General features: G+C 62.1%; 28 protein-coding genes and 2 pseudogenes. 18 read left to right on the top strand and 12 right to left on the bottom strand.

The genetic code is table 11. The features are described from left to right. The first annotated feature begins 77 nt into the window (after positions 1-77). Positions 78-356 carry a hypothetical protein gene (locus AF71_RS25820; protein WP_156828782.1) on the top strand — a complete coding sequence of 93 codons (279 nt, stop codon included), beginning with the start codon at positions 78-80 and terminating at the stop codon, positions 354-356. Positions 357-656: 300 nt separating this feature from the next. Here the strand turns inward: AF71_RS25820 and AF71_RS25815 are convergent, their stop codons facing one another. After that, complete coding sequence (locus tag AF71_RS25815) at positions 657-2,279, bottom strand: ABC-F family ATP-binding cassette domain-containing protein (RefSeq protein ID WP_169683768.1); 1,623 nt, start codon at positions 2,277-2,279, stop codon at positions 657-659. A 280-nt stretch (positions 2,280-2,559) separates the two neighbouring features. Between AF71_RS25815 and AF71_RS25810 the strand changes: the two genes are divergently transcribed. Next, positions 2,560-3,192 carry a TerC family protein gene (locus AF71_RS25810; protein ID WP_062373483.1) on the top strand — a complete coding sequence of 211 codons (633 nt, stop codon included), beginning with the start codon at positions 2,560-2,562 and terminating at the stop codon, positions 3,190-3,192. Between the two features lie 23 nt (positions 3,193-3,215). On the opposite strand, the gene AF71_RS25805 is transcribed toward AF71_RS25810, so the two are convergent. Continuing rightward, on the bottom strand, positions 3,216-3,779 hold the full coding sequence (locus AF71_RS25805) for a DUF922 domain-containing protein (RefSeq protein ID WP_113471936.1): 564 nt from the start codon (positions 3,777-3,779) through the stop codon (positions 3,216-3,218). Positions 3,780-4,089: 310 nt separating this feature from the next. Here AF71_RS25805 and AF71_RS25800 point away from each other — a divergent pair, with 310 nt between their 5' ends. Together AF71_RS25800 and AF71_RS25795 are read left to right on the top strand one after the other, a co-directional pair. Continuing rightward, the gene (locus AF71_RS25800; RefSeq protein WP_018858589.1) at positions 4,090-5,010 is read left to right on the top strand and encodes a sulfite exporter TauE/SafE family protein; all 921 of its coding nucleotides are present in this window, start codon (positions 4,090-4,092) and stop codon (positions 5,008-5,010) included. After that, a complete protein-coding gene (locus AF71_RS25795; RefSeq protein WP_018858590.1) occupies positions 5,010-5,816 on the top strand; it encodes a TIGR02186 family protein in 807 nt (268 codons plus the stop codon). The genes AF71_RS25800 and AF71_RS25795 overlap by 1 nt, the downstream gene beginning before the upstream one ends. On the opposite strand, the gene AF71_RS25790 is transcribed toward AF71_RS25795, so the two are convergent. Further along, positions 5,817-6,323, bottom strand: a complete 507-nt coding sequence (locus tag AF71_RS25790; protein ID WP_169683767.1) for a helix-turn-helix domain-containing protein — start codon at positions 6,321-6,323, stop codon at positions 5,817-5,819. It abuts the gene before it with no gap. A 92-nt stretch (positions 6,324-6,415) separates the two neighbouring features. On the opposite strand from AF71_RS25790, the pseudogene AF71_RS25785 reads away from it, so the two are divergent. Next, positions 6,416-6,976 (top strand): annotated as a pseudogene (locus tag AF71_RS25785) (dihydrofolate reductase family protein). Between the two features lie 43 nt (positions 6,977-7,019). Here AF71_RS25785 and AF71_RS25780 read toward each other — a convergent pair. Continuing rightward, on the bottom strand, positions 7,020-8,087 hold the full coding sequence (locus AF71_RS25780) for a cyclic nucleotide-gated ion channel (protein ID WP_169683766.1): 1,068 nt from the start codon (positions 8,085-8,087) through the stop codon (positions 7,020-7,022). A 340-nt stretch (positions 8,088-8,427) separates the two neighbouring features. Between AF71_RS25780 and AF71_RS25775 the strand changes: the two genes are divergently transcribed. Both AF71_RS25775 and AF71_RS25770 read left to right on the top strand, forming a co-directional pair. Then, positions 8,428-9,009, top strand: a complete 582-nt coding sequence (locus tag AF71_RS25775) for a transglycosylase SLT domain-containing protein (RefSeq protein WP_018858594.1) — start codon at positions 8,428-8,430, stop codon at positions 9,007-9,009. A 141-nt stretch (positions 9,010-9,150) separates the two neighbouring features. Beyond that, positions 9,151-9,381, top strand: a complete 231-nt coding sequence (locus AF71_RS25770) for a hypothetical protein (RefSeq protein WP_025660367.1) — start codon at positions 9,151-9,153, stop codon at positions 9,379-9,381. Between the two features lie 38 nt (positions 9,382-9,419). On the opposite strand, the gene pdeM is transcribed toward AF71_RS25770, so the two are convergent. The 4 genes from pdeM to AF71_RS25750 all read right to left on the bottom strand — a co-directional run bounded on the left by pdeM (position 9,420) and on the right by AF71_RS25750 (position 14,886). Further along, positions 9,420-10,145 (bottom strand): ligase-associated DNA damage response endonuclease PdeM, encoded by a 726-nt coding sequence (pdeM, locus tag AF71_RS25765; RefSeq protein WP_018858596.1) that lies wholly within the window; start codon positions 10,143-10,145, stop codon positions 9,420-9,422. 106 nt (positions 10,146-10,251) lie between these two features. Beyond that, positions 10,252-12,762: a ligase-associated DNA damage response DEXH box helicase gene (locus AF71_RS25760; RefSeq protein WP_018858597.1), complete on the bottom strand. Its 2,511-nt coding sequence runs from the start codon at positions 12,760-12,762 to the stop codon at positions 10,252-10,254. Positions 12,763-12,813: 51 nt separating this feature from the next. After that, complete coding sequence (locus tag AF71_RS25755; RefSeq protein ID WP_169683765.1) at positions 12,814-14,067, bottom strand: FAD-binding oxidoreductase; 1,254 nt, start codon at positions 14,065-14,067, stop codon at positions 12,814-12,816. Between the two features lie 63 nt (positions 14,068-14,130). Further along, positions 14,131-14,886 carry an ABC transporter substrate-binding protein gene (locus AF71_RS25750; RefSeq protein WP_018858599.1) on the bottom strand — a complete coding sequence of 252 codons (756 nt, stop codon included), beginning with the start codon at positions 14,884-14,886 and terminating at the stop codon, positions 14,131-14,133. A 174-nt stretch (positions 14,887-15,060) separates the two neighbouring features. Between AF71_RS25750 and AF71_RS25745 the strand changes: the two genes are divergently transcribed. Both AF71_RS25745 and AF71_RS25740 read left to right on the top strand, forming a co-directional pair. After that, on the top strand, positions 15,061-15,561 hold the full coding sequence (locus AF71_RS25745) for an Rrf2 family transcriptional regulator (RefSeq protein ID WP_018858600.1): 501 nt from the start codon (positions 15,061-15,063) through the stop codon (positions 15,559-15,561). A gap of 29 nt (positions 15,562-15,590) precedes the next feature. Then, positions 15,591-16,052 carry a carboxymuconolactone decarboxylase family protein gene (locus tag AF71_RS25740; RefSeq protein WP_018858601.1) on the top strand — a complete coding sequence of 154 codons (462 nt, stop codon included), beginning with the start codon at positions 15,591-15,593 and terminating at the stop codon, positions 16,050-16,052. Here AF71_RS25740 and AF71_RS25735 read toward each other — a convergent pair. Together AF71_RS25735 and AF71_RS25730 are read right to left on the bottom strand one after the other, a co-directional pair. Then, a complete protein-coding gene (locus tag AF71_RS25735) occupies positions 16,049-16,684 on the bottom strand; it encodes a YitT family protein (protein WP_018858602.1) in 636 nt (211 codons plus the stop codon). The two genes, AF71_RS25740 and AF71_RS25735, sit on opposite strands and share 4 nt — an antisense overlap. A gap of 210 nt (positions 16,685-16,894) precedes the next feature. Further along, entirely contained in the window at positions 16,895-17,827 is a 933-nt protein-coding gene (locus tag AF71_RS25730) for a methyltransferase domain-containing protein (RefSeq protein ID WP_169683764.1), read from the bottom strand. A gap of 146 nt (positions 17,828-17,973) precedes the next feature. Between AF71_RS25730 and AF71_RS25725 the strand changes: the two genes are divergently transcribed. The 3 genes from AF71_RS25725 to AF71_RS25715 are packed head-to-tail and all read left to right on the top strand — an operon-like array spanning position 17,974 to position 20,117. After that, a complete protein-coding gene (locus AF71_RS25725) occupies positions 17,974-18,240 on the top strand; it encodes a DUF6460 domain-containing protein (protein WP_018858604.1) in 267 nt (88 codons plus the stop codon). 1 nt (position 18,241) lies between these two features. After that, positions 18,242-18,739 carry a CAP domain-containing protein gene (locus AF71_RS25720; protein ID WP_169683763.1) on the top strand — a complete coding sequence of 166 codons (498 nt, stop codon included), beginning with the start codon at positions 18,242-18,244 and terminating at the stop codon, positions 18,737-18,739. Positions 18,740-18,770: 31 nt separating this feature from the next. Further along, positions 18,771-20,117: an MATE family efflux transporter gene (locus AF71_RS25715; protein WP_025660372.1), complete on the top strand. Its 1,347-nt coding sequence runs from the start codon at positions 18,771-18,773 to the stop codon at positions 20,115-20,117. Here AF71_RS25715 and AF71_RS25710 read toward each other — a convergent pair. Both AF71_RS25710 and AF71_RS25705 read right to left on the bottom strand, forming a co-directional pair. After that, complete coding sequence (locus tag AF71_RS25710) at positions 20,093-21,181, bottom strand: quinone-dependent dihydroorotate dehydrogenase (RefSeq protein ID WP_169683762.1); 1,089 nt, start codon at positions 21,179-21,181, stop codon at positions 20,093-20,095. The genes AF71_RS25715 and AF71_RS25710 overlap by 25 nt on opposite strands. Beyond that, positions 21,178-21,531 (bottom strand): DUF952 domain-containing protein, encoded by a 354-nt coding sequence (locus tag AF71_RS25705; RefSeq protein ID WP_192240370.1) that lies wholly within the window; start codon positions 21,529-21,531, stop codon positions 21,178-21,180. The genes AF71_RS25710 and AF71_RS25705 overlap by 4 nt, the downstream gene beginning before the upstream one ends. A 108-nt stretch (positions 21,532-21,639) precedes the next feature. Here AF71_RS25705 and AF71_RS25700 point away from each other — a divergent pair, with 108 nt between their 5' ends. The 6 genes and pseudogenes from AF71_RS25700 to AF71_RS25675 form a co-directional block, all read left to right on the top strand. Further along, entirely contained in the window at positions 21,640-22,038 is a 399-nt protein-coding gene (locus AF71_RS25700; protein ID WP_018858609.1) for a hypothetical protein, read from the top strand. Between the two features lie 89 nt (positions 22,039-22,127). After that, positions 22,128-22,775 (top strand): response regulator transcription factor, encoded by a 648-nt coding sequence (locus AF71_RS25695; protein WP_169683760.1) that lies wholly within the window; start codon positions 22,128-22,130, stop codon positions 22,773-22,775. A 102-nt stretch (positions 22,776-22,877) separates the two neighbouring features. Further along, positions 22,878-23,543, top strand: coding sequence for a helix-turn-helix transcriptional regulator (locus AF71_RS25690; RefSeq protein WP_018858611.1), 666 nt, complete (start codon positions 22,878-22,880; stop codon positions 23,541-23,543). An 11-nt stretch (positions 23,544-23,554) separates the two neighbouring features. After that, complete coding sequence (locus AF71_RS25685) at positions 23,555-24,292, top strand: thermonuclease family protein (protein WP_169683759.1); 738 nt, start codon at positions 23,555-23,557, stop codon at positions 24,290-24,292. A 53-nt stretch (positions 24,293-24,345) separates the two neighbouring features. Next, on the top strand, positions 24,346-24,759 hold the full coding sequence (locus AF71_RS25680) for a tellurite resistance TerB family protein (protein WP_018858613.1): 414 nt from the start codon (positions 24,346-24,348) through the stop codon (positions 24,757-24,759). Positions 24,760-24,822: 63 nt separating this feature from the next. Continuing rightward, positions 24,823-25,030 (top strand): annotated as a pseudogene (locus tag AF71_RS25675) (IS481 family transposase); the annotation flags it as partial.

The following is a 25,030-nucleotide window of genomic DNA, read 5'->3' as shown; positions in this document are numbered from 1 at the left end:
GTGAGGTTCCGCATTTGCGTGGGCTCTCCGGATCGATGGTCGAAAACATGGCGGCGGAGCTGCCGTGGAGGAGACGCATGCGAAGCAGCCTGTTCCTGAAAAGACTTCTCGCCCTGCCCGTTGTCGACGTGCTCGCCGTCGTCGAGGCCATGAATTTCGAGGATGGCGGACTGGTCGATGGCGAGGAAAAGGCGCGATCCGGCGGATGCGTCATCACACGGCTGGCCGCCAGCGAGTGCGGCTTCTGGAAAGATTGCTCCATCGCCACCTGCCGTCGTGCCCGGGCCTGCAGGGGCAGGCTGACGGCGGCACAGATGCACCACGATGCCGGCTATCACCCTTACTTCCCGCCTTGAACGCGCGCCAATGAGGACCGGCGCCAGACCATCCTTCGAATGATGGGAACGATGCAACAGACGACTGCTGACGACACGGAGGAGTTCCGCGATCTGGAACGTCGCCTGGCTGAGGCGGCGCTGCGGCAACCGGAACTCCGGCCGCGGCTCGCCGCCTTCCCCGGTCGCTACGGCCTGCCCGGCAGCGCCAAATTGCCGATCGTAACGGCGACCTTTGAAGGACCCCGGCGAGGCCCGTGCAGTGGCCGTCACGATAGCGGCTCGCATCGAACCTGCAGGTCGACCGGCGCCCCGCTACCCTCAGCCCCGCAGGCCAGGTGCCTCGTAACCGGTGCGCTCGACGTATTCCGTGTAGCCGCCGCCATATTGGTGGATGCCGTCAGGCGTCAGTTCCAGCACGCGGTTGGAAAGCGCCGCGAGGAAATGCCGGTCGTGCGAGACAAACAGCATCGTGCCCTCGTATTGCGACAGCGCCTTGATCAGCATTTCCTTGGTGTCGAGGTCCAGGTGGTTGGTCGGCTCATCGAGCACCAGCAGGTTCGGCGGATCGAAGAGCATCTTGGCCATGACAAGCCGCGCCTTTTCGCCACCCGACAGCACGCGGCACTTCTTTTCGACGTCGTCGCCGGAGAAGCCGAAGCAGCCGGCCAGCGCTCTCAGCGGCGCCTGCCCTGCCTGCGGGAAGGAATCCTCCAGCCATTGCAGCACTGTCCGCTCGCCATCGAGGATATCCATGGCGTGCTGGGCGAAATAGCCCATCTTGACGCTGGCGCCGAGGGCAACGCTGCCCTGGTCCGGCTCGGCGGAACCAGCAACCAGCTTCAGCAGGGTCGACTTGCCGGCACCGTTGATGCCCATGATGCACCAACGCTCCTTGCGGCGGACCATGAAGTCCAGGCCTTCGTAGATGGTTCGGCTGCCGTACTTCTTGTGGACGTTCTTGAGGTTGATCACGTCTTCGCCGGAGCGCGGGGCCGGCAGGAAGTCGAAGGCGACCGTCTGGCGGCGCTTCGGTGGCTCGACCCGGTCGATCTTCTCCAGCTTCTTGACGCGGCTCTGCACCTGCGAGGCGTGCGATGCGCGCGCCTTGAAACGCTCGATGAACTTGATTTCCTTGGCAAGCATCGCCTGCTGGCGCTCGAACTGCGCCTGCTGCTGTTTCTCGTTCTGCGCCCGCTGCTGTTCGTAGAACCCGTAATCGCCGGAGTAGCTGTTCAACGAGCCGGCGTCGATCTCGATGATCTTGCCAACGATGCGGTTCATGAACTCGCGGTCGTGCGAGGTCATCAGAAGCGCCCCGTCATAGGTCTTCAGGAATTCTTCCAGCCAGATCAGGCTTTCCAGGTCCAGGTGGTTGCTCGGCTCGTCGAGCAGCATGACATCCGGACGCATCAGAAGAATGCGGGCGAGCGCCACGCGCATTTTCCAACCGCCCGACAGTCCGCCGACATCACCGTCCATCATTTCCTGGGTGAAGCTCAGGCCTGCCAGCACTTCGCGCGCACGCCCTTCCAGAGCGTAGCCGTCCAGTTCCTCGTACCGTGCCTGGACTTCGCCATAGCGCTCGATGATCCGGTCCATTTCGTCGAGCTTGTCGGGATCGACCATTTCCACTTCGAGTTCACGCAACTCGGCCGCGACGACGCTGACAGGCCCAGCACCTTCCATGACCTCGGCCACGGCGCTACGGCCGGCCATCTCGCCGACATCCTGATTGAAATAGCCGATCGTCACGCCCTTTTCGGCCGCGACCTGGCCTTCATCGGGCTGCTCCTGCCCGGTGATCATGCGAAAGAGCGTCGTCTTGCCGGCGCCATTCGGGCCGACGAGGCCGATCTTCTCGCCTCTGTTGAGGGCTGCGGAGGCTTCGATGAAGAGGATGCGGTGGCTGTTCTGCTTGCTGATATTCTCGATGCGAATCATGTCTGCGTGGAGTCCGAAAGCGTTGCTGCGCCCCTCGATCATGCCGGCCGGGGCTTTTTGCGGCTCTCGCTAGCACGTTCGCGGCGCAATGGCCAATCCCAGGCCATGCAAAGAACTCTACGTCAGGAAAATGAAGGTCGTTTGTCGACCGGGCGGAACTGCAACGGGCGACAGAACTTTTCCACAATAGGTCCTCGCCCCTTGATCAGCCGATCAGCGATCATTTATGCGTTATCGGCGCGCCGGCGGGCGTTTCGCATATGTCAGGGATTATCAGATTATGGAAATTTTCACCTCGGCCGGCTTGCTGGCGCTCTTGCAGGTCATTCTCATCGACCTCGTGCTTGCCGGCGACAACGCCGTCGTCATCGGTCTTGCCGCCGCCGGATTGCCGGCCGACCAACGCAAGAAGGCGATCCTCGTCGGTATTCTTGCTGCCACCGTGCTGCGTATCGCGCTCGCCAGCGTTACCGTCCAGCTTCTCGAGATCATCGGCCTGCTGCTGGCCGGCGGTATTCTCCTGCTCTGGGTCTGCTGGAAGATGTGGCGCGATCTGCGCAACGGCAGCGGCGAAGTGGAGGGTGCCGAAGGCGACGCGGCGGCGCCGAAGAAGACCTTCTTCCAGGCAGCCAGCCAGATCGTCATTGCCGACGTGTCGATGTCGCTCGACAACGTGCTCGCCGTTGCGGGGGCTGCCCGCGAACATCCGACGATCCTCGTCATCGGCCTCATCCTGTCGATTGCGATGATGGGTATTGCGGCGAACTTCATCGCGCGCCTGCTCAACCGCTACCACTGGATCGCCTATCTCGGCCTTGCCATCATCGTCTACGTGGCGCTGAGCATGATCTATCGCGGCGCCCTCGAGGTCTGGCCGCACCTCGCGCCGGTGGCCGCTGCCGCTTTGGGCTGAACCGCCATAGGTTCGAACGGCCCTCAGGGGCCGTTCACGAGCTGCAGGACGAGGCGGCGAATATTGCCGCCCTCGCTCATCTCCGCCTTGTCGAAATCGCGGCCCTGCTGTCGCTGTCGCGCCGAGAGTTCGCCGAGCCGCTTGGTGAGTTCGACCCGGATCTTGCGGCAATCCGGGTCATTGTCGGCGGAAAAGCCGACGCTCATCGCCTCGATGTCCCGGACCATCTGCTCGATATAGTCCCCGTGCACCCGCTCATGCGTTTCGATGCCGGCAATGAAGGTCGCCCAGCTTGCCTGGGTGGCAGCGGGAAGCTTGCCGGTCGGCTTCGGCAGCGTGTAGGTGATGATCAGCTTCGGCCGCGCCACGGCAAGCACGCAGGCATCGCCCCGGCGCTCGTATTTTCTGGTCCAGGTCAGCTTGAAAGTCGTGTGCGCCACCACCCGACCGCCGGCAAGCTCGGGACCGTGCTCGCCGATGGAATCGTACAAGGCTGCGCCGGAACTGCCCGTCACCGCGTAGGTCCGCACCTCTTCGATCGGCTGCCATTCCGCCTTCGCCGCAACCGGCTGAAGGACGCAAGCCATCAGCAACCAACGAACCAATCCTGCCTTCACGCGAATCCCCCGGACAATCCTGCTCCGACCCTAGTCGGCAGGCGTCTCGCATTCAACCGGCGATCCGGATGCGGCACTAGGCACGCTTTGTCGGGATCGACCCCTAAAGGTCTGTCATAAAACCCAAAAAAAGCCTGAATATTCGAGAGTGATCACGCTATCGAGTGGATCGCGTGTCGCTAATCGAAATCCTCTGGCAACGATTTCACCGTATGATGCACCATTCGAACAAGATGTAAGACGCCTGCCTGTGGGGGCAGTTCATAGATTGGGGTCTGCTGTGACAATCTATCTGCCTATCGCAGAATTGTCGGTGAACATCTTCATCATTCTCGGCATGGGAGCAGCCGTCGGCTTTCTCTCCGGAATGTTCGGTGTCGGCGGCGGCTTCCTGATCACGCCGCTCCTGATCTTCTACAACATCCCGCCGGTCGTTGCCGTCGCCACCGGCGCCAATCAGGTCGTGGCCTCCTCCATATCCGGCGCCATCACGCATTTTCGGCGTGGATCGCTCGACCTGAAGCTCGGAACCGTACTGCTGATTGGGGGTCTCACCGGTGCGACAATCGGCATCTGGATCTTCTCGCTGCTCAGGCGGATCGGTCAGCTCGATCTCATCATCTCCTTGCTTTACGTCGTCTTTCTCGGCACGGTCGGTGGACTGATGCTGGTCGAGAGCGTCAGTGCCATGCGCCGTGCGGCGAAGAACGTGCCGCCGACACCGCGGCGCCCCGGTCATCACCATTGGGTGCACAAGCTGCCGCTGAAGATGCGGTTCAAGAAGTCGAAGATCTTCCTCAGTGTGATCCCGGTCGTCGCGCTCGGCTTCGGCATCGGCATCCTGACATCGGTCATGGGCGTCGGCGGCGGCTTCATCATGGTGCCGGCGATGATCTATCTCCTGCGCATTCCGACCAACGTGGTCGTCGGCACGTCGCTGTTCCAGATCATCTTCGTGACCGCCTACACGACGGTCGTGCAGGCGGCGACGAACTTCTCGGTCGACATCGTGCTCGCCTTTTTCCTAATGATTGCCGGCGTGATCGGCGCGCAGTATGGCGTGCGTGTCGGACAGAAGCTGCGCGGTGAGCAGCTTCGCGCGCTTCTCGGACTGCTGGTGCTTGCCGTCGGCCTTCGTCTTGCCGTTGCGCTCGTCGTAACCCCAGCGGACGTCTACTCCGTCGTCATGGGAGCGAATTGATGCGCCGCTTCCTCGCTGCTCTTCTATCTATCGTTCTCTTGCTGCCCACCGCAGCAATGGCGCAGATGCTGCTCCCGGGCCAGGCCGCGCAGAGCAAGACCGAAGGGCTGGAGATCGGCACCTCCACCAGCGAAATCGCCATCACTTCGGATTTTCGGGGCGCGGACCTGACGATCTTTGGAGCCGTGACCAACACTGACAGTCTTCTGTTGGCAATCGGCCAATATGACGTGGTCGTCGTTCTCGAGGGGCCGCGAGAAAACGCGACCGTGCGCCGGAAGGAGCGCGTGTTCGGCGTCTGGATGAATACGCGATCGATGACCTTCGAGGCGGTGCCGCACTCCTATTCGATGTCGAGTTCGCGCATGCTTGACGACATCACCACGCCGCTCGACCTCACCGATAGGGGGATCGGCATCGACCACATCCCGCTGACGCCGGTCGGCTTCGTCGGCAACGCCAGCAATCTCGGCGAATTCCGGCAGGCCTTTCGCCGACTGCAGGAAAACGGCGGCCTCTACGATCGCGACCCGAGCGGCGTGCGTTTCGTCAGTTCCAGCCTTTTCAAAGCCAGCCTGCGGTTGCCGGCAAACATTCCGAACGGCGTGCATACCGTGCGAGCCTATCTCTTCAAGAGCGGCAATTTCATCACTGAGAAGTCGGTGCCGTTGCGTGTCATCAAGACGGGCATCGAGCAGATGATTACCGACGCGGCGCACTCGCAGCCGATTGCCTACGGCCTGGTTTCTGTCTTCCTGGCGCTCATTACCGGCTGGGGTGCCAGCGTGGTGTTCCGCAAGGATTGATCAGGCGGATTTCGTCTTGCGGGCGACGACGCCGAGATAGGCTTCGGTGAGGCGCGCGAGGACGGACGGCGTTCCGGCAGGCAGCTTCTTGCCGAGATGCTTGGCGCGTAGCTCGTCCATGAATTCCTCCCAGAGTTCGGTGCCCCCCTCCTCCAGAAGCTCCGCCCGAATGGAGAGTTCCTCGGTAACCGGAAGATGCCTGCGACCCCACGCACCCATGTGCGCGAAGATGGGCACGAGTTGGATCGCCATTTCGGTCAGGCTATAGATTGCCTTCTGCTTGTGCGTCGGATCATCCTCACGCGTCAGCAATCCCCTGTCGACTAGGCGGCGGAGGCGGTCGGCAAGAATGTTCGAGGCAATTTTCTCCTGCGAATTCTGCAGCAGTTCGCGAAAATGGCGCCGATTGCCGAACATGATGTCGCGGATGACGATGAGGCTCCAGCGATCGCCGAGGACCTCGAGCGTCAGATTGATCGGGCAGCCGGAGCGATGAGCGTCGTCCATTAGCACCTCCAAAGACTGCTTGCATTTTGCCATCAGTCAACCAAGCGTTCAACCAGTTACGAGTCGCAACCAGTTTCGAGGAGGACGAAGGGATGAGAAAGCTTATCGTTTGGAATCTGATGACGCTTGACGGCTATTTCGAAGGGACGAAGCCGTGGGATATCGATTTTCACACTCTTGTCTGGGGTCCCGAACTGCAACAGTACTCCGAGCGTCTTGGCGAAGAGGGCGACCTGCTCGTCTTCGCCGCAAGACATATGAGGGCATGGCCGCCTATTGGCCGACCGCCACGGACGAGGAAGGCGAGAAGATCAAGACCTATATGAACGGCATTGCCAAGATAGCCGTATCGAGGTCGATGCCGACGGCCGACTGGAACAACCCGCGTCGTGAGTGAACCCGTCTCGGAACTCAAGAAGCTGAAGGCCGAAACCGGCAAGTCGATCTTCATTTTCGGCAGCGCCGAACTGGCGGATTCGCTCCTGAAGGAAGGCCTGGTGGATGAGATCCGCATGTGCCTTGTGCCTGTCATCCTCGGCGGCGACAACCCACATTTCAAACCGGGAGACTGGCAGCTTCCGCTGAGGCTACTGGACAGCACGACGACGAAGAACGGCGCAGTGATCCTTCGCTACGAGCCGGTCCAAGCATGAGCGTCAATGGCTGCGGCCCTGCCGCAGCCACAGCGGGATTGGATCAAGCATTCGGCAGCCCGCCCCGTCGCTCAAGCGCAGTCTTGCGGATGGTCTCTGCGATCTCGGGGCTGCTGCTCGACAGCATCTGGAACTCCACCGCATAGAGCGACAGCAGCGACACCTCAGTTGCGGCACTGACAGTTGCTGATCGCGGCTCGCCCGTGATCAGCGCCATCTCGCCGAAAAAGCTTCCGCTGCCAAGTTCCACCGGATGATCGGGGGTTGCCACGCTGACCCGCCCCTCGACGATGAAGAACATCTGATCGCCAATATCACCCTTGCGACAGATCACGCTACCGGCAGGGACGACGCGCGGTCGCAGCGCCCGCACGATCTCGACGAGTGCGGCAGCGCCGAGCTTCTGGAATAGAGGTACGGCGGCGACCAGTTGCCAGTTGCGAACAAAGTCCTGACGGCGAACCTCTTCGTAGAAACCGGTGGCGAGGATACCGGCCCAAAGCGCAAAAATGCCGATACCGCTCATCATCACCAGGCCAGCCAGTATCCGCCCTCCGAGGCTCTGCGGGATCTCGTCGCCGTAGCCGGTCGTCGACAACGTCACGACGGCCCACCACATCGCCTGCGGGATGCTGCCGAATTTGTCTGGCTGGACGTCGCGCTCGATGACATAACCGGCCAGCGCGGCACCAAAGAGAACGATGCCGAAGACCGACGTGACGCCAAGCAGATTGCGCGATTCGTTCGCAACCACCTTTGCCATCAGCCTGAAGAAGCTCGAGTCCCGCAGCGGCTTGAGAAGCCAAATGGCGCAATACAGGCTCCGATCGCGGGATCCAACGAACAGGAATGCAACGACCGGAACCAGAACGGCAAGCAAATCGATCACAAGGGCCGTCACCCCGCTCGACGGGCGTTGTCGACGTGAGAGCAACGTCCCAACCAATTGGAGCACATAGACCACCCAAATTGCCGCAAGCAGCAACTCAAAGGCCAATTGCTCTTCCGCGGCGAGATTGGGCGTCGTCAGCGCAGCAACGATCAGGAGACCAATTGCGGCGAACAGCGCGTTGATCGGCGTCGAAATCTTCGAGAAAGGCACTGCCGACATCAGACACTCCCAACCGCGCCCGGCATTCTTCGACAATAAATGCCTTTGGGCCACGCGCAAAGTACACTTGAACCAACGCTCGTGCGGCCTCCCAGGGCCAGGCAGTTTGGCAAGGGAAGCGGGCCTGACGGCCAAACTGTTCTTCGAGCGGCGAGGTTTCGTCGTTTTAACGCAGCAAAGCGTCGAAAAGCGCAGGCGGGCGCTGACAAAATTCCGGATTGGAAAAGCTGCTCTCCTAAGCGGCACTGCCGCCATTTGCAGGTGGCAACTCGCATTCCGCTAAAAACCGCTCGTTAATATTTACGAGTTAGTAATCTCTCGGAAACGAGAGGTTCTTGTAATGCGTATCCGTGCCCTCCCCGCTCTCGTGCTTCTGGCACTTGTTGCCGGCTGTGCGACCGCTCCCAAACAGACCCGAAACATCTGCGCCGTCTTCGAGCAGCGCGACGGGATGTTCACGAGCTGGCAGCGCGCGGCGGAAAAGACGGAGCGCAAGTATGGCGTTCCGGTTCCGATCCTGATGGCGACCATGTATACCGAGTCCGGCTTCCAGCCCTATGCGCGACCACCGCGCACCAAGCTGTTCGGCTTCATTCCGTGGACGCGACCTTCGACGGCTTACGGCTATTCGCAAGCGCTCGACGGCACCTGGGATCACTACCAATCCGCCACCGGCAGCTGGGCCGCGCGCCGCACCAACTTCGCCGATGCGATCGACTTCATCGGCTGGTACCACGCGCAAAACAGCCAGGTGACCGGCATTCCCCTGAACGATGCCTACAACCTCTATCTCGCCTACTATTCCGGCCCGAAGGGTTACGTGCGCGGCGACTGGCGCTCGAATGCACAGCTGCAGAAGACGGCGCAGCGGTTCAACAACATGGCAGTGACCTATCAACGGCAATTGCAGGAGTGCAATTAAGGCCTTCACTGGGAACGTCCAATAGAAACACTATACAACACGAACCAAACAAAATTGGGTCGATCTTCGTACATCTACAGTATTGTTTGACAATACATTCGGGACCATGGGATTCTTTCCGAAATAGAATCAGGAGAATAGATGGCCGAGCGCTACTTATACGATTACAACTCGCACCGGGCGGTCATGTATGAGGTTGGCGACTATCTGTATGCGCTTTCTGGCAACAAAGCGGAACACTGGATCTCCGGCGACTACATCTTCAACACGAAGACACAGGCGATTGCCTTCTGGATTCTGGGAAACGATGTGTACGGCCATCTCGGCCGTGGTGAGCTCACTCGCCAGCCGCTCTACTATTTCGGCGACTAGCGCGACGGCGGTTTGCACGCCTGTCGCCTATCGCGCGCTTAACCCACCAGGTTGCCAAACCTGACTGAGTAGATCCGGTCACGCCCAAGGAGGTGGGCGATGAGCGCAGTGTGATCGAACAGGCCCTTCATCGCCTTGTGGCGAAGGTCGAGGCCGCCGGTCAAGACGCCGAAGGCCGGCATCAGCAGGCGGGCGCCGTCGGTGGCAAAGCACGGCCGGCGGACGGATTTTTCGCGGCGGCGGACGGTTGCGGCCGGATGCAGGTGCCCGGCGATCTCGCCCTGCTGCAGCCCGCCTCTCGGCTCGTGGCGGAAGGTCAGACCGCCGTAATGCATCTCATCGACGGAAGCACCCGGCAGATCGACAGTGCCGTCAGGATCATGATTGCCGTTGATCCAGATCCATTCGCGGCCGCGCGCCATTTCCGCAATCAGGCTGCGGAACGACTCGGGCAGATGCGCCGAGCCGACGCGGTCGTGGAAATTGTCGCCGAGCGAGACCACCAGCTTCGGGTCGTAGCGGGTGATGACGGCCGAAAGCACAGTCAGCGTCGCCAGCGTATCGTAGGGCGGCAGCATCATGCCGCGACGGGCGAAGGCCGCACCCTTTTCGAGATGCAGGTCGGACACGACGAGAATGCCGGCATCGGGCATGTAGAGCGCGCCGAGCGGATCGCAGACGGCGGCAACGCCGTGGACCGAAGTCTCGACGCCCGGTCGCGCGGCCAGTCCGTTCAGTTCACGCGCAAGCGCCAGGCGGTTCATCACTCGGGTCAGTCCTTGGTCTCGGAAGCTCCTTTTCGGGTCGCTCCCTATCTCCGTATCGGGCATTCCGGATGGTAAGCCGGCGCAAACCTATCCGGGACTTATTCTAAGCCAGCGCCTCGGCGATCAGGTCGTCGGCGGCTTCCGCCAGCACGGCATCATGCGCCTCGCCATGCACTGGCTCCTTGCCGATCTCCAGCATGACGGGGACCGCCAGCGGCGAGATGTGGTCGAGCGCGCGATGCGTGATATGGCCCTTGATTCGCCTCAGCATATCGCCAAGCCGGGAAATATCCAAAAGCCCGCTTGCCGCATCCTGCCGCGTCGCCTGCAGCAGAATGTGATCCGGCTCGTGGGTTCTCAGCACATCATAGATCAGATCGGCCGAGACCGTGACCTGGCGCCCGGTCTTTTCCTTGCCCGGGTGACGGCGCTCGATCAAACCTGCAACCACGGCACAATTGCGGAAGGTTCGCTTCAAAAGGAAAGATTCGTCGAGCCAGCTTTCGAGATCGTCGCCCAGCATGTCCTCGTCGAAGAGATCGGCAAGGCTGAGCCGGCCGTTGCGGATCATCAGCCCCATGTCCTCGAAGCCCCAGATGCCGAGCGAATAATCCGTCGCGACGAAGCCGAGAGGCTTGGCGCCGGCTCGCTCGAGGCGCCGGGTCAGCAGCATGCCGAGCGTCTGGTGCGCCAGTCGTCCCTCGAAGGGGTAGATCACCATGTAGCAGCGGCTTCCGCGCGGAAAGGTCTCGATCAAGAGCTCGTCGCGCTTCGGCAGCATCGACTTTTCCTGCTGGATCGCCAGCCAGTCGCGCACCTGGTCCGGCAGGCGGCGCCAGCGGTCGGGATCTGCTATCATCGAGCGCACCTGGTCCGCCAGATAGGTGGAAAGAGGAAACTTGCCGCCGGCATAGGATGGGATCTTCGGATCCATCGAGAAGGCCTGCGAGGCAACCGCCTCGTTCTCGCGGATGCCCTCGAAACGTAGCACCTTGCCGGCGAAGATGAAGGTGTCGCCGGGCGAAAGCTGCTCGAGGAAGTATTCCTCGACCTTGCCCAGCGTCGCACCGCCGCGGCCGATCCTGCCGCCTTCGCCGCGCTTGACCATGCGCAGGTTGAGCATCGGGCTTTCAACGATGGTGCCGAGGTTCAGCCGGTATTGCTGGGCGACCTGGGGATTTGAGACGCGCCAGCGTCCTTCCTTGGTCTTGCGGATCCGGGCATAGCGCTCATAGGTGCGCAGCGCATAGCCGCCCGTCGCGACGAAATCAACGACGCGCTCGAAGGTCTCCCACGAGAGATCGGCGTATGGCGAGGCGCTCAATATCTCGTCGAAGAGTTCCAGCATATCGAAAGGTTCGGCGCAGGCCATGCCGAGCACATGCTGCGCCAGAGCATCAAGCGCGCCCTTCCCGACCGGCGGCGTGTCCTGCGCGCCGATATAGTTCGCGTCGAGTGCTGCCTGGCATTCCATCACCTCGAAGCGGTTGGCGGGCACGAGGATCGCCTTCGACGGCTCGTCCATGCGGTGGTTGGCGCGGCCGATGCGCTGGGCAAGCCGCGAGGCTCCCTTTGGCGCGCCGACATGAACGACAAGATCGACATCGCCCCAGTCGATGCCGAGGTCGAGCGTCGAGGTGGCGACAACCGCCCGCAGCCGGTTTGCCGCCATCGCGGCCTCCACCTTGCGGCGCTGGCCGACATCGAGCGAGCCGTGATGCAGCGCGATCGGCAGGTTTTCCTCGTTCACCGTCCAGAGTTCCTGGAACAGCATCTCGGCCTGCGACCTGGTATTGACGAAGAGCAGCGTCGTGCGGTGGTCGAGGAGCTGCTTGTAGACGTCGGGGATCGCGTATTTCGCCGAATGGCCCGACCAGGGAATGTGCTCCTCGGTCGACAGGATCGAAATGTCGGGCTTGGCGCCGCCTTCGACGATGACCAATCCGGCGTGGTGATCCTCGCCTTCCCGCTGCGCGACTAGCCATTTCTGCAGGTCCATCGGGTCGGAGACGGTAGCCGAAAGGCCGATCGTCTGCAGGGCGGGTGCCAGCCGGCGCAGGCGGGCAAGGCCGAGCGAAAGCATGTGGCCCCGCTTCGAGGTGACGAGCGAATGCAGTTCGTCGAAAACGACGTATTTGAGGTCCTTGAAAAAGCGCTCTGCCTCGCGGCTGGCGAGCAGCAAGGCCACTTGCTCGGGGGTGGTCAGCAGAATGTCGGGCGGGCTCAATCTCTGGCGCTGGCGCTTGGCAACGGGCGTGTCGCCGGTGCGGTTTTCGACCGTCACCGGCAGGACCATTTCCTCCACTGGCTTCATCAGGTTTCTCTCGATGTCGACGGCAAGCGCCTTCAGTGGCGAGATGTAAAGCGTGTGGATACCGGTGAAGGCGGAGCCCGGGAGGATCTTGCCGCGACGCGTCAGGTCGGTCAGCGATGGCAGAAAGCCGGCGAGCGTCTTGCCGGCGCCGGTTGGCGCGATCAGCAGCGTGCTGTCACCAGCCTCGGCGCGGGCCAGCAATTCCAGCTGATGGGCGCGTGGACGCCATCCCTTGTCCGCGAACCAGCGGGTGAAAGGCTGAGGCAGGACAACGCGGGCTTCGGAATCGATCTGGTCCACGGCCCTAAAGGTAGTGCAGCGGCTGCAGAAATAGAATGGCAGACCTTGTAACTACAGGAAGCGATGCGGGTGGAAGGGCTTCGGATCGGCAAACGTGTCGTTGCCGGCCATCTGCTCGGCCAGCAGCCGGCCACTTGCCGGGCCGAGCGTCAGGCCGTGATGGGCGTGGCCGAAATTGAACCAAACGCCGCGATGGCGCGGCGCCGGTCCGATCACCGGGCGCATGTCGGGCAGGCAGGGACGCAGGCCGAGCCAGGGCGTGGCCTCCACTGGCTCACCGAGCGGGAAGAGCGCGCGGGCCTGAGCCTCGTCGCGGCGGAGCTGGATGGTATTCGGCGGCGCATCGGGCGCAGCAAATTCGATGCCCGTCGTCAACCGGATACCGCGCGCCATCGGCGCCAGCACGTAGCCGGCTTCCTCGTCGACGACGGAGTGGCCGAGCGGCTGGCCTTCGCGCTGCGCATAATGCCGGTGGTAGCCGCGCTTGACCGCCAGCGGCAAGGAATAGCCGAGCTTGCGGAAGATCAGGCCGGATTGCGGGCCGAGGGCAACGACGACCTCGCCGGCTTCGATGATCTCGCCTTCGGCTGTCGTGATCGACCAGCCGTTCTTCTCCTCGCGAAGAGCGGAGGCGTCAGCTCGGACGACCGTGCCGCCGGCTGCCGTGAAGAGGTTGGCATAGGCTGCCGTCAGCGCCTGTGGATCGGTTACGGTCTTCGGGTCGAGCCAGTGGACGGCGCCGGCGATGCTTCCACCGCGCGCGGCGAAGGCAGGCTCCATCGCCAGAAACTCGCTGGCATCGAGAATACGGATCGCCAGACCATGGGCGGACACGCCCTCGGCTTCCGCACGGGCAGCCTCGAAACGGCGCGGGTTCTTGTAGAACGACATCCAGCCGCGCTCGCGGATGAGGTCGGAGGCGCCGGCGCGGCCAATCAGCTTGTCGTGTTCGGTGACACTGGCTTCGATCAATGGCAGCAGCGCCCGTGTCGCCTTTTCCAGATTGGTCGGCGAGGAATGCCACCAGTAGCGCGCCAGCCATTTCGCGATGCGCGGCAGGTAGGCCGGATCGTAACGGACATCCGATGAATTGTTCAGCGCATACTTGGCAATCGCGCCGAGCTGTCGCGGGAAGGCGTAGGGAACGACGGAGGAACGCTCGATCAGTCCGGCATTGCCGTAGCTGGTGCCGCCGCCCGGTTCGCCGCGGTCGGCAAGCACGACGGAGCGGCCGCGATCCTGCAAATGAATGGCCGCACTGACGCCGACAATGCCGGCACCGAGGACGAGGATATCTGTTTTCATAGGATGGACTTGATCAGAGGGCGCGGAGGCTTTTGGCCTCCGCGCGATTGGATCGGCAAGCGATCAGTAGATGTCGAAGGGGAAGTACTTCTTGGTGATTTCCTTGTACTTCCCGTTCGCAACGAGCGCGTCGATCGCCTTGTTGAAGCGTTCCTTCAGCTCGGTCTCGCCCTGGCGGATGCCGATGCCGGCCTGCGTTTCCGTACCGGGGACGTCGCCGAGCAACTTGCAGCAATCCTTGCCTGCCTTGTTCAGCCAGTCGACCACCACGAACTTGTCGGAGATCAGGGCGTCCATACGACCGTTCTGCAAGTCGGCGACGGCTTCATCCTGCGTCGGATACATCTTCGCTTCGGCGCCGCCCTTGGCGTAGACGTCGTTCAGGTAGTCGGCCTGCGTGGTCGAAGCCTGGGCGCCAACGGTCTTGCCCTTCATGTCATCGACCGAAACGCCCTTGAGCGGGCTGTCCTTCGGCACGGCAACCGCAAGCGGCGTCGTGTAGTATTTGTTCGTGAAGTCGATCTGCTTCTTGCGTTCCTCGGTGATGCTCATCGACGCGATGATGGCGTCATATTTCTTGGCCAGGAGCCCGGGGATGATGCCATCCCAATCCTGCGCTACGATCGTGCACTTGGCCTTCATCTCGTCGCAGAGCGCATTGGCCATGTCGACGTCGAGGCCCTTCAGGCTGCCGTCGGATTCGACATAGTTGAATGGAGGATAGGCACCTTCCGTTGCGATGCGGATCGTGTCCTCGGCGGATGCGAGGTGCGTCGCCGCAAGCAAGGCAGCGGCCGCCAGGAAAATCGTCTTTCTCATTGCTGTTCCCTTATTGGAATTGTTTTTGCCCAACGGGGCCGACTTTAGCGAATCCGTCCCGCTTCACAACCCCGGACGACCAAAATGCGCACGTCTATCCGATCCTTCGCATATCGCCGCTTGACAGGTGCAATAATCATAGATATTTTTTATCCACGAATTGAGGATGGTCTGATGAAACTGGGTGATGGAGTCGAGCAGGCGATACACAGCGTTTCCATGCTGGCCGGCCTTTCCGAAGGCGGGGTGCTCTCGGCCGCGGCACTCGCAGAGTTCCATGGCGTTTCGACGAGCTATCTTCTGAAGCATCTGCAGGCGCTTTCCGGCGCAGGTATCGTGAGCACGGTTCCGGGGCCGAAGGGCGGATACAAGTTGGCGAAGCCGACAGAGGAGATCAGCCTTCTCGACATCGTCCTTGCTGTCGAAGGGCCGGAGCCGGCTTTCCGCTGCGGCGAGATCCGCCAGCGCGGGCCGAACCAGCTTCCAGGGCGCTATTTCACCAAACCGTGCCAGATCAGCGCGGCGATGCTGAGGGCCGAGCGCGTCTACCGCGCCGAACTCGCCAAGACCAGCATCGCCGACATCCTGGTGCAGCTCGCTGCTGATGACGACGGCGGGATCGCCGCCCGCGGCTGCGCCTTCCTTGAGATCAATGAACGCAGAGCGGCTCGCTGAGCCGCAGAACCCTAAAAGGAGAATGAACCATGCAAGCACGTTTCAACTTCGCCAAGGCCGCGCCGGACGCTTACAAGGCGGTCGCCGCCCTCGAGCAGTATGTTCAGGAATCGGGCCTTGAACGCCGCTTCATCCATCTGATCAAGCTGCGCGCCTCGCAGATCAACGGCTGCGCCTATTGCGTCGACATGCACGTGAAGGAATCCCGGCATGACGGGCTTAGCGAACAGTGGATCAACCTGATGTGCGTCTGGCGGGAATCGCCGATCTATGACGCCAAGGAACGCGCCCTTCTCGGCTGGGTCGATGCCGTGACCCGTATCGCCGAAACCGGCGCACCGGACGCCGATTTCGAAGCCCTGAAGGCCCACTTCACGGAAGAAGAGATCACCAAGATCACGGTCGCGATCGGCACGATCAATGTCTGGAACCGGCTGGCAGTCGGCTTCCGCTCGCAGCACCCGATCGACAAGCCGGCACGGGCTGCCTAAAGCGCGATGTAGCGATCGGCGCGGTGGTTGACGGCCACGAAGAGGTTCAGCACCACCGCGCCTAGAACGGAATAGAAAACCACCGGTGGCGTGGTGACAAAGAAGGCTGCGGCCAGCACACAAAGGTCGATCGCCATCTGCACGAGGCCGGCGCGGATGCCGAAACGCTCCTGCATATAGACGCCCAGGATGCCGACCCCACCGAGGCTGGCGCGGTGGCGATAGAGCGCCAGAAGGCCGAAACCCAGCAGCAGACCGCCGAGAAGGGCCGCCCAGGCCGGATGGATGGCGGAAATGTCCATGACCTTCGGCTGCAGGCTGGTCATGAGCGATGTCAGGCCGATCGCGATAAATGTCTTGACCGTGAAGGCCATGCCGAGCCGCGTCCACGAAAGATAAAAGAACGGCAGGTTGAGCAGGAAGAAGGCGAGACCGAAGTTCACGCCGAAGGCGTAGTGGAGCAGAAACGCGACGCCGGCGGTGCTGCCGGTCAGAAGGCCGGCGCTGGCCAGAACATAAAGCCCGAGCGCCGCAATAAGGCTGCCGGAGAAAATCCCCTGGACGTCTTCGACCGGTGTATGGCGAGTGGCGCTGGTATTCCAGAAACCGAGGGCATTGAAGAGCTGTGCCATTGTCGTTGATCCCCAAACGGCAGACATGTTCATATGCGCCAGGGCGAGACCCGAGCGTGACGAAATGTAGGTGATGAATGGTCCCGGGTGCCTCGAAATCCTGAAAGAACCCTACTGAATTAGCCAGGATTATCAGGCGTTTTCGCAGTGCAATCAAGCGAAATACGTAAGCAATGCTGACCTATTATTCACTTCGCAAGAATCGTTCCGCTATCCCGCCTTGCGCGTAAGGAACAGGATACCTGAAATGATGTTTGAGCCATCTTTGCGAATGGGCGTCTTGCTGACGGCGATGACCTCGAGACCGTGGCGGGCGCAGAGCGCGCGTATATAGCTTTCGGAATGGGCGTAGCGCAGCGACGGCGCGAGATGAAAGCCATCGCCCTCACCCGCGTCCTCGACCGAAAATGCGAAATCGGCGCCCGGCAAGACAAGCGCTGAAACCGCCTCGAACACACTCTCGAGATTGCCGAGATACATCAACACATCCGCGGCAGTGACGAGGTCGGCACGATGCGTCGCTCCCTCGACAAAGAGGCCCGTCGCTTCCGGAGCCAGCGACAGATCGGCTTGCGCCAAGTGATCGTAGATATGCTTCTCGGCAGCCTTGGCGAGCATGTTCTGCGACAGATCGAATCCCTCGAGGCGCGCAACGCGATCACGGATCTCCGGTCCGAGCAAGCCGGTGCCGCAGCCGAGGTCCACGGCCAACGCATAGTTCCTGCCGGTCGTCGCGACGAGCGCCGCAAGCTTGGCGGGAACGCTGTAATCGAGCTTCTCCACCAGTGACGTCTCGAAGCGATCGGCATAGTCGTCGAACAATCGCTCGACATAGCTGGTCGGCGGCTGGTCCGGCATCTCGACGTCGCCAAGCAAAGCGAGCTTGAGCTCGGCTCCGAAAATATCGTCCGGACTGACCTCCAAAGTGCGCCGGTAGGCGTCGATCGCGCCTGACTTATCGCCGGCCTTTTCGCGGTAGCCGGCCAGCCGATACCAGCCGGCCGCCCAGCCCGGCACGAGTTCCAACGCCTGCTCCATCAATTCGGCGGCGGCGTCCGGTTCGCCGCTTTCGTCGAGCATCTTGGCGTAGTCGGCGCGGCGATCGGCGATCACGTCGCCTGAAGTGAGTTGGTTGGGCTGCATGGTGAAGACCTATTGGGATTGGCCCGCATTTGGCTGCGGTCACAAAAAAACTCAAGTCCTATTTCAGAGGCGGAGACGCCAGACCTGAAAAAGGCTTGCGAGCGGCGTTCCGCGCCCGTATTTCAGGGACAAACAGGAGATGGCGCATGTCCGATCAGGTGAACAAGTTTCTCGGCGATTCCCTCGGCCGCACATTGGTCAAGCTTTTGGTCGTATCGCTGATCGTCGGCTTCATCATGGCCGTGTTCGGCTGGGCGCCGCTGGATTTCGTCTACGGCTTCCGCAATTTCGTTCTGGAAGTCTGGCATCGCGGCTTTGCCGCTTTGGGACGCGTCGGCGATTATTTGTTGCTTGGTGCGACCGTCGTGATCCCGGTCTTCGTCCTCATCCGTCTCTTCAGCTATCGGCGCTAATATGTCCTCTCTCATCCTCTCGCGGCGTGGGCTACTACACATATCCGGCCTCGTGCTGGTCGCCGGTGTTGCAAGCTGCACGACCGCGCCCAAGTTCGCTTCCACGCCTTCTGATGGCGAAGACGAAACGGCGGACGCTCTACCGCTAGTCAATCAGTTGCGCGCCAAGAACGGATTGCCGCCGCTTTCGGCGGATCCTGCTGCCAAGGATGCCGCGATGTTCCAGGCCAAGCGCATGGCATCGGCAGGCAAGATGAAGCACGTGATGGGGATCGGCGACGGCTTCGGCCCGCGCGTCAAGGCAAGCGGCGTACAGATGCCGGCCGCCGAAAACATCGCGGCCGGCCAACAGTCGGTGCCGGCCGTTGTGACCGCCTGGATCAACTCTCCGCACCATCTGGAGAACATGCTCGGTCGTTACAATGGTCTCGGCGTTGCGGTAGCACGCAATTCTGCTTCCAAAAGCGTGCCCTATTGGGCAATGGTGCTTTCCGGCTGAGGCGATTCTGCCTCCTTCCTCAGAGGCAGACATGGATACGCACGGTCACGAGAACAGGCTGGCATTCGACGTGACGCACCGACTGGTGCTGTCGATTGCAATTCCGATGACGCTCGGCTTCATGACGACGCCGCTCCTTGGCCTCGTCGACACCGGCGTCGTCGGCCACATGGGTCAGCCGGATGCGCTGGCAGGGCTTGCGATCGGCGCCATGCTCTTCGACCTTATCCTCGGCAGCTTCAACTTCCTGCGCGCCTCCACGACCGGACTGACGGCGCAGGCCTTCGGACGGCACGACCGGCACGCCCAGCAGGGCGTCTTCTGGCGAGCGCTGATCTCCGCGCTCGGCTGCGGCATAGCGCTTCTCTGTCTTTCGCCACTGCTACTCGCAGCCGGGCTGAAGCTGATGGGACCGGAGAGCGCCGTTGCGGCCGCCACCAGCACCTATTTCTCCATCCGCATCCTTGCCGGCCCGGCAGCGCTTGCCAATTACGCGATCCTCGGCTTCGTGCTCGGCCGCGGCCAGGGCACCGTTGGCCTGTTGCTGCAGACGATCATCAACGGCATCAACATCATACTGGCGATCTATCTCGGCCTCTGGCTTGACTGGGGCGTGGCGGGCGTCGCCTGGGGTACGATGGTCGGCGAGACAGCCGGTGCTGTCGTCGGCTTGCTGATTGTCCTTCGCGGCTTCGATCGCGCGCATCGGCCGACACGCACGGAGATCTTCTCCCGGCATCGCCTCGCCGAGCTTTTCGCGCTGAACCGCGACATCCTGATCCGCACCTTCGTGCTGCTCGCCGCTTTCACTCTGATGACGCGGATCGGCACGAGCTTCGGAGCGGTCACGCTGGCCGCCAACGCCGTGCTGATGAACTTCTTCCTGCTCTCCGGATATTATCTCGACGGACTGGCCAACGCGGCAGAGCAGATCACCGGACGGGCGATCGGCGCGCGATACCGGCCGGCCTTCGAGCGTGGCCTGAAGCTGACGGCGCTCTGGTCCTTCGGGCTTGCCGGCCTCATTTCCGTGTTCTTCCTGCTGGCCGGTCCATGGTTGATTTCGGTGCTAACCACCTCGCCGGAGGTGCAGCAGGCGGCCGAAACCTACCTGCCCTGGGCCGCCGTCACCGGACTTACGGGGGCGCTGGCCTTCCTGATGGACGGTGTCTTCATCGGCGCCACCTGGTCGACCGACATGCGCAACCGGATGCTCATGTCGTTTGCCGGCTATCTCATAGCGCTGGCCGTTTTCGTGCCGCTGTTCGGCAATCATGGCCTATGGCTGGCGATGAACGGCTTCCTGCTGTTTCGCGGTGTCTTCCTGGCGATGCTCGTGCGGCCGCGGGCGGATCAGACGTTCCGTCCTGCCCAGTAGTCCGTTCTCGTATCCCTGAGGTCGCGGATGGATCTGACCTGCTCGCGATCGAGCAGCTTCGACAGGCCGCGAACGATCGTGCCCGGGAGGCCCGGCCCCTCATAAACCATGCAGGAATAGAGCTGCACGAGATCGGCACCGGCCTTGATCTTCTCGAGCGCGGTTTCGGCGGACGAGACGCCGCCGACGCCGATGATCGGCAGGCCTGGGCCGACGCGTTTGCGCATTTTGGCGAGAACGGCGGTCGATTTGTCGAACAGCGGCTTGCCGGAAAGCCCGCCGGCCTCCTTCGCCTGACGCTGGTCCCTGAGGCCCTCGCGGGAAAGCGTGGTGTTCGAAACGATCAGGCCGTCCAGGGCATGCGACAGCGCTTCGGCGGCGATATCGTCCAGCCCCTCTTCCGTCAGATCAGGCGCGATCTTCAGGAAGACTGGGATCTTTCTGCCTGCCTTTTCGGCTTCGGCATCGCGGGCAGCAAGCACTGCCGACAAGAGCGCGGCGAGGCTTTCGCGCGCCTGCAAATCGCGCAGGCCCGGCGTGTTCGGTGATGAGATATTGGCGGTGAAATAGCGAGCGACCGAATAGAACCGGCGGATGCCGAGGACATAGTCGACAATGCGGTCCTCGCTGTCCTTGTTGGCGCCGATGTTGATGCCGATCATGCCGTTGCCGCGAATGACCGACAGGCGTGCGAAGGCGGCATCGTGGCCTTCGTTGTTGAAGCCGAGGCGATTGATGACGCCTTCATCCTCGACCAGCCGGAAGATGCGTGGGCGCGGGTTGCCGGGCTGCGGCTTCGGCGTCACGGTGCCGATCTCGGTGAAACCGAAGCCGATCTTCAGCAACGCTTCCGGAACCTCGGCGTTCTTGTCGTAGCCGGCCGCCATGCCAATCGGATTGACGAAATCGAGCCCGGCAACGCTCTGCCGCAGGCGTGGATCGGGGGCGATCCGGCAGGCCGGCACGGCGCCTGCCTTCAGTGCGGCAATCGACATGCCATGAGCGGTTTCGGGGTCGAAGAGGAAGAGACCCTTGCGGGCGGCGTGCTTGAAAAGCTCGATCATGGCGCAAGATCCGGAAAGACGTGCTGGCCGGCGACATCGAGCGGCAGCGGCGCCTCCCATAACACGGCCGACATCGGCAATTCCGCATAGAGGTGTGGAAAGAGAGCGCCGCCGCGCGAGGGTTCGAAGACGAGTTCGTCGCCGAACTTGCTGCTATCGACGGCAACGAGCAGAAGCCCCGCCTGGCCGGCGAAGTGAAGGGCCGCCGTCTGCCTGACCTGGGCGGCTGTCGAGAAGTGGATGTAGCCGTCCGTAAGGTCGATCGGCGCGCCACGAAAAACGCCGGCTGCCCTCGCCTCCTGCCAGAGCGTTTCCGTCACGATCTTGTAAAGCGTGGGTGTCAGGGTCATGATAACCTCAGAATGGCTGGTCTTTCCCGGGCTTTGCCGCAAAGCGGCGGCGATGTCCACGCCTCGCCGCGAAAAATGCGGTGGCCACCGAGATTTCCGGAGGAAACCATGAGAAATATCGCAATCGGCCTTTTCGCGCTTCTCCTGCCGCTCGGCGTTCATGCCGCTGAAACCGACGCATTGCGCTTTCAATTGGAGCGTAGCGGCGACCACTTCGTGCGGCTCGACAAGCAGACCGGCGCCATGTCGCTTTGCGAGGAGAAGGACGGCGCGCTCGTCTGCAGGATGGCCGCCGATGAGCGGGCGGCCTATGAGCAGGAACTCGACCGGCTTTCGGCCCGCGTCACGGCGCTGGAGAACAAAAGCATCGTCAACAAGGCGCTTCCCTCCGACGAGGAGATCAACCGTTCGATCGGCATCATGGAGCGCTGGATGCGGAGCTTCATGGGGATAGTCAAGGAATTCCGAAGCGAGGAGGAGCGCAACGCCCTTCCGCAAAAGACATGATTTGATATAGTCACCTCCGAATGGAGGCTTGTATCGTGCGGAGGCACGAGGCATGTCTCGGCGATCGAGCTCTTGGGAGGGAGCTATCGATGCAGGAACAGACAATCATCATTGCCGACGACCACCCGCTTTTCCGGGATGCGCTGCGCCAGGCAGTGATTGGTATGGAAGGCCATCCCGAGATCGTCGAGGCCGGCGATTTTGCCGCAGCGCGCATGGCGGCTGGAGCACATCCCGAAGCGGACCTGATGCTGCTCGATCTATCGATGCCTGGTGTCAGCGGCTTTTCCGGCCTGATGGCGCTTCGCTCCGAATTCACCGGGCTGCCGATCGTCATCATTTCCGCGACGGATGACGCCACGACGATCCGTCGCGCGCTCGAACTCGGCGCATCCGGCTTCATCTCCAAATCCTCCGGGATCGACGACATTCGCCGCGGTATCCAGACGGTCCTTGCCGGCGATATCGCGACCCCCGAGACTTATCGGGACGGGCAGGAACAGGATCCTGACGTCGCCGACCTGATCCACCGGCTGCACACGCTGACACCGCAGCAGAGCCGTGTGCTGACGATGCTGGCGGAAGGTCTTCTCAACAAGCAGATCGCCTATGAGCTCGGCGTTTCCGAGGCGACGATCAAGGCGCATGTCTCGGCGATCCTGCTCAAGCTCGATGTCGACAGCCGTACGCAGGCGGTGATCCAGCTCGGCAAGATCAACATGGCCTTGGTCGCCTGAGGCGAGACAGGATTTTATTCCTTTCATCTCTTTACTCCCGCTGGGCTTGCGGTTAATATTTCGTCGTTGAACGATGGCGCAGGCGCGCAGGAATCAGGCGACATGCTGTCACACGAGCAGATTTGGGGGGCGATCGACAGGCTTGCCGAACGGCATGACCTGACGCCTTCAGGTCTTGCCCGGCGCGCGGGGCTCGATCCAACCTCCTTCAACAAGTCCAAGCGGCTCTCCGCCGATGGGCGGTTGCGCTGGCCGTCGACGGAATCGATCGCCAAGGTGCTGGATGCAACGGGCGCCAGCATGGAGCAGTTCCTGACGTTCATGCGGCCGGCAGGGAGCTTTTCCAGTCTTCCGGAAGGCGGCTTCCCGCGGCAGGGCAGCTCGATTCCGCTGCTCGGCTTTGCGCAGGCCGGTGCCGGCGGCTTCTTCGATGATGGCGGCTTTCCGGCTGGGCAAGGCTGGGACGTTGTGGAATTCCCGGCCGCACCCTCGCAGAAGGCAGGCGTCTATGCGCTCGAAGTCCAGGGCGAGAGCATGATGCCGCTCTACCGCGACGGCGACGTCTTGATCGTCGAGCCTGGCGCGCAGGTTCGACGCAATGATCGCGTCGTCGTCAAGACGCGCGAAGGCGAAGTGATGGCGAAGGTGCTGTTGCGCCAGAGCCCGCGATCGATCGAATTGATGTCGCTCAACCCGGAGCATCCCAACCGAACAATTGAACTTTCCGACGTGGATTGGATCGCCCGCATCATCTGGGCCAGCCAGTAGGAAGATATTCCATGCGTCCTGCGGCAATTCTGACCGCTGTTGCAGGGATCGGAATTGTCGCCGACCTGATTGCGGCCGGCGGACAGCGGCTTGGCTCGGCCATTGATCCGGCGGAAACGGCAGCGCCGATGGAAGCGCAAGTGCCGCCCCCCGCTCCGACGGCTCAACCGACCTCAAATCCCGAAGCCAGCATGAATGCGCGGCGTGTCGACGAGGCCAGCCAGTTCTACCCTGCGGTCATCGACGGCAAGCCACTCGAGCGCATCGCGCCCGTTGTGCCGGAGCAACCGGCAAACCCTGCCAAAGACAGGGGCGTGAACCTTGTTCGCCCGATCGCGGAAAGCGCCGGTGTCCTGGCGTTTGGCGACCGTCGCCTGCAGCTTGCCGGCATCGACCCAACGCCGGCGGACAAGACATGCATCGACAGCGGGGGCCGTGAGTGGCCATGCGGGATGCTGGCAAAGACCAATCTGCGGCTGCTGCTGCGCCTCAGGGCCGTCCGCTGCGATCTCGACAGTGCGGAATGGACCGGTACCGTCACGGCCGCCTGCAGGATCGGCACGCAGGAAATTTCACAGTGGCTCGTCGAAAACGGCTGGGCAGAGGCGGCGAAGGGATCTGCGCTCGCCGAGGCCGGCGAGAAGGCAAAACAGGCGGGCAAAGGCATCCATGGCAACGACCCTCGCAGCCTCGCAGAAACCAGCGGTCCTGAGGATCTGCCTTCCGATCTGCCGCCCGACGGCTTGTAATGTCGCTGGGCAACTCCTAGACTCTGGCCTCACTTCGAAGGGATCATCGAGACATGAACAAGCCGCTTTCCGCCCATGACGCCTTGATCTACGTGATGGTGATGGCATCCGCCGTCGACAGCACGATGAACGATCGCGAGATGGAGCGAATCGGCCAACTGATCGGCTTCCTGCCGGTCTTCCGTGATTTCGACGACGAAAAGCTGATTTCCATCGCGCGCGATTGCGCGGGACTGCTGGCTGGTCCCGAAGGGCTCGACATCGTGCTCGAAACCGTCAAGGACACGCTGCCGTCGCGCCTCTACGACACGGCCTATGCGCTCGCGGTCGAAATTGCTTCCGCCGATCTCTCGGTGAAGGCGGAAGAGCTGCGCCTTCTCAGCCTGCTTCGCGACCGCCTCGGCCTCGATAAGCTCACTTGCGCCGCCATCGAGCGCAGCGCGATCGCGCGCTTTCGCAAGGGCTAGGTGTGTAGTCCCTGAGTGTGATGGTGCATCATTGAACCTGAGTCGTCAGGAAGAGGATGCATTATGGGAAGTATTCTTCACGGCAGCGCCCGCACGACGCCGCGTCTTCGAGCCGAACTCCAAGCGTCGCAAGAAAGTACCCGGTCCCTTGCCGCCCGCTACGGCCTGAACTCGAAGACGGTGGCCAAATGGCGCGAGCGGACCACGACGGCCGATGCACCGATGGGGCCTAAGTCTCCCAAGAGCACGGTGCTGACGCCGGCTGAGGAGG

Origin of the sequence: Rhizobium sp. 57MFTsu3.2 (assembly GCF_012932765.1) — a bacterium.
Taxonomy (GTDB): domain Bacteria; phylum Pseudomonadota; class Alphaproteobacteria; order Rhizobiales; family Rhizobiaceae; genus Rhizobium; species Rhizobium altiplani.
This window is presented reverse-complemented; position numbering and strand designations above follow the sequence as displayed.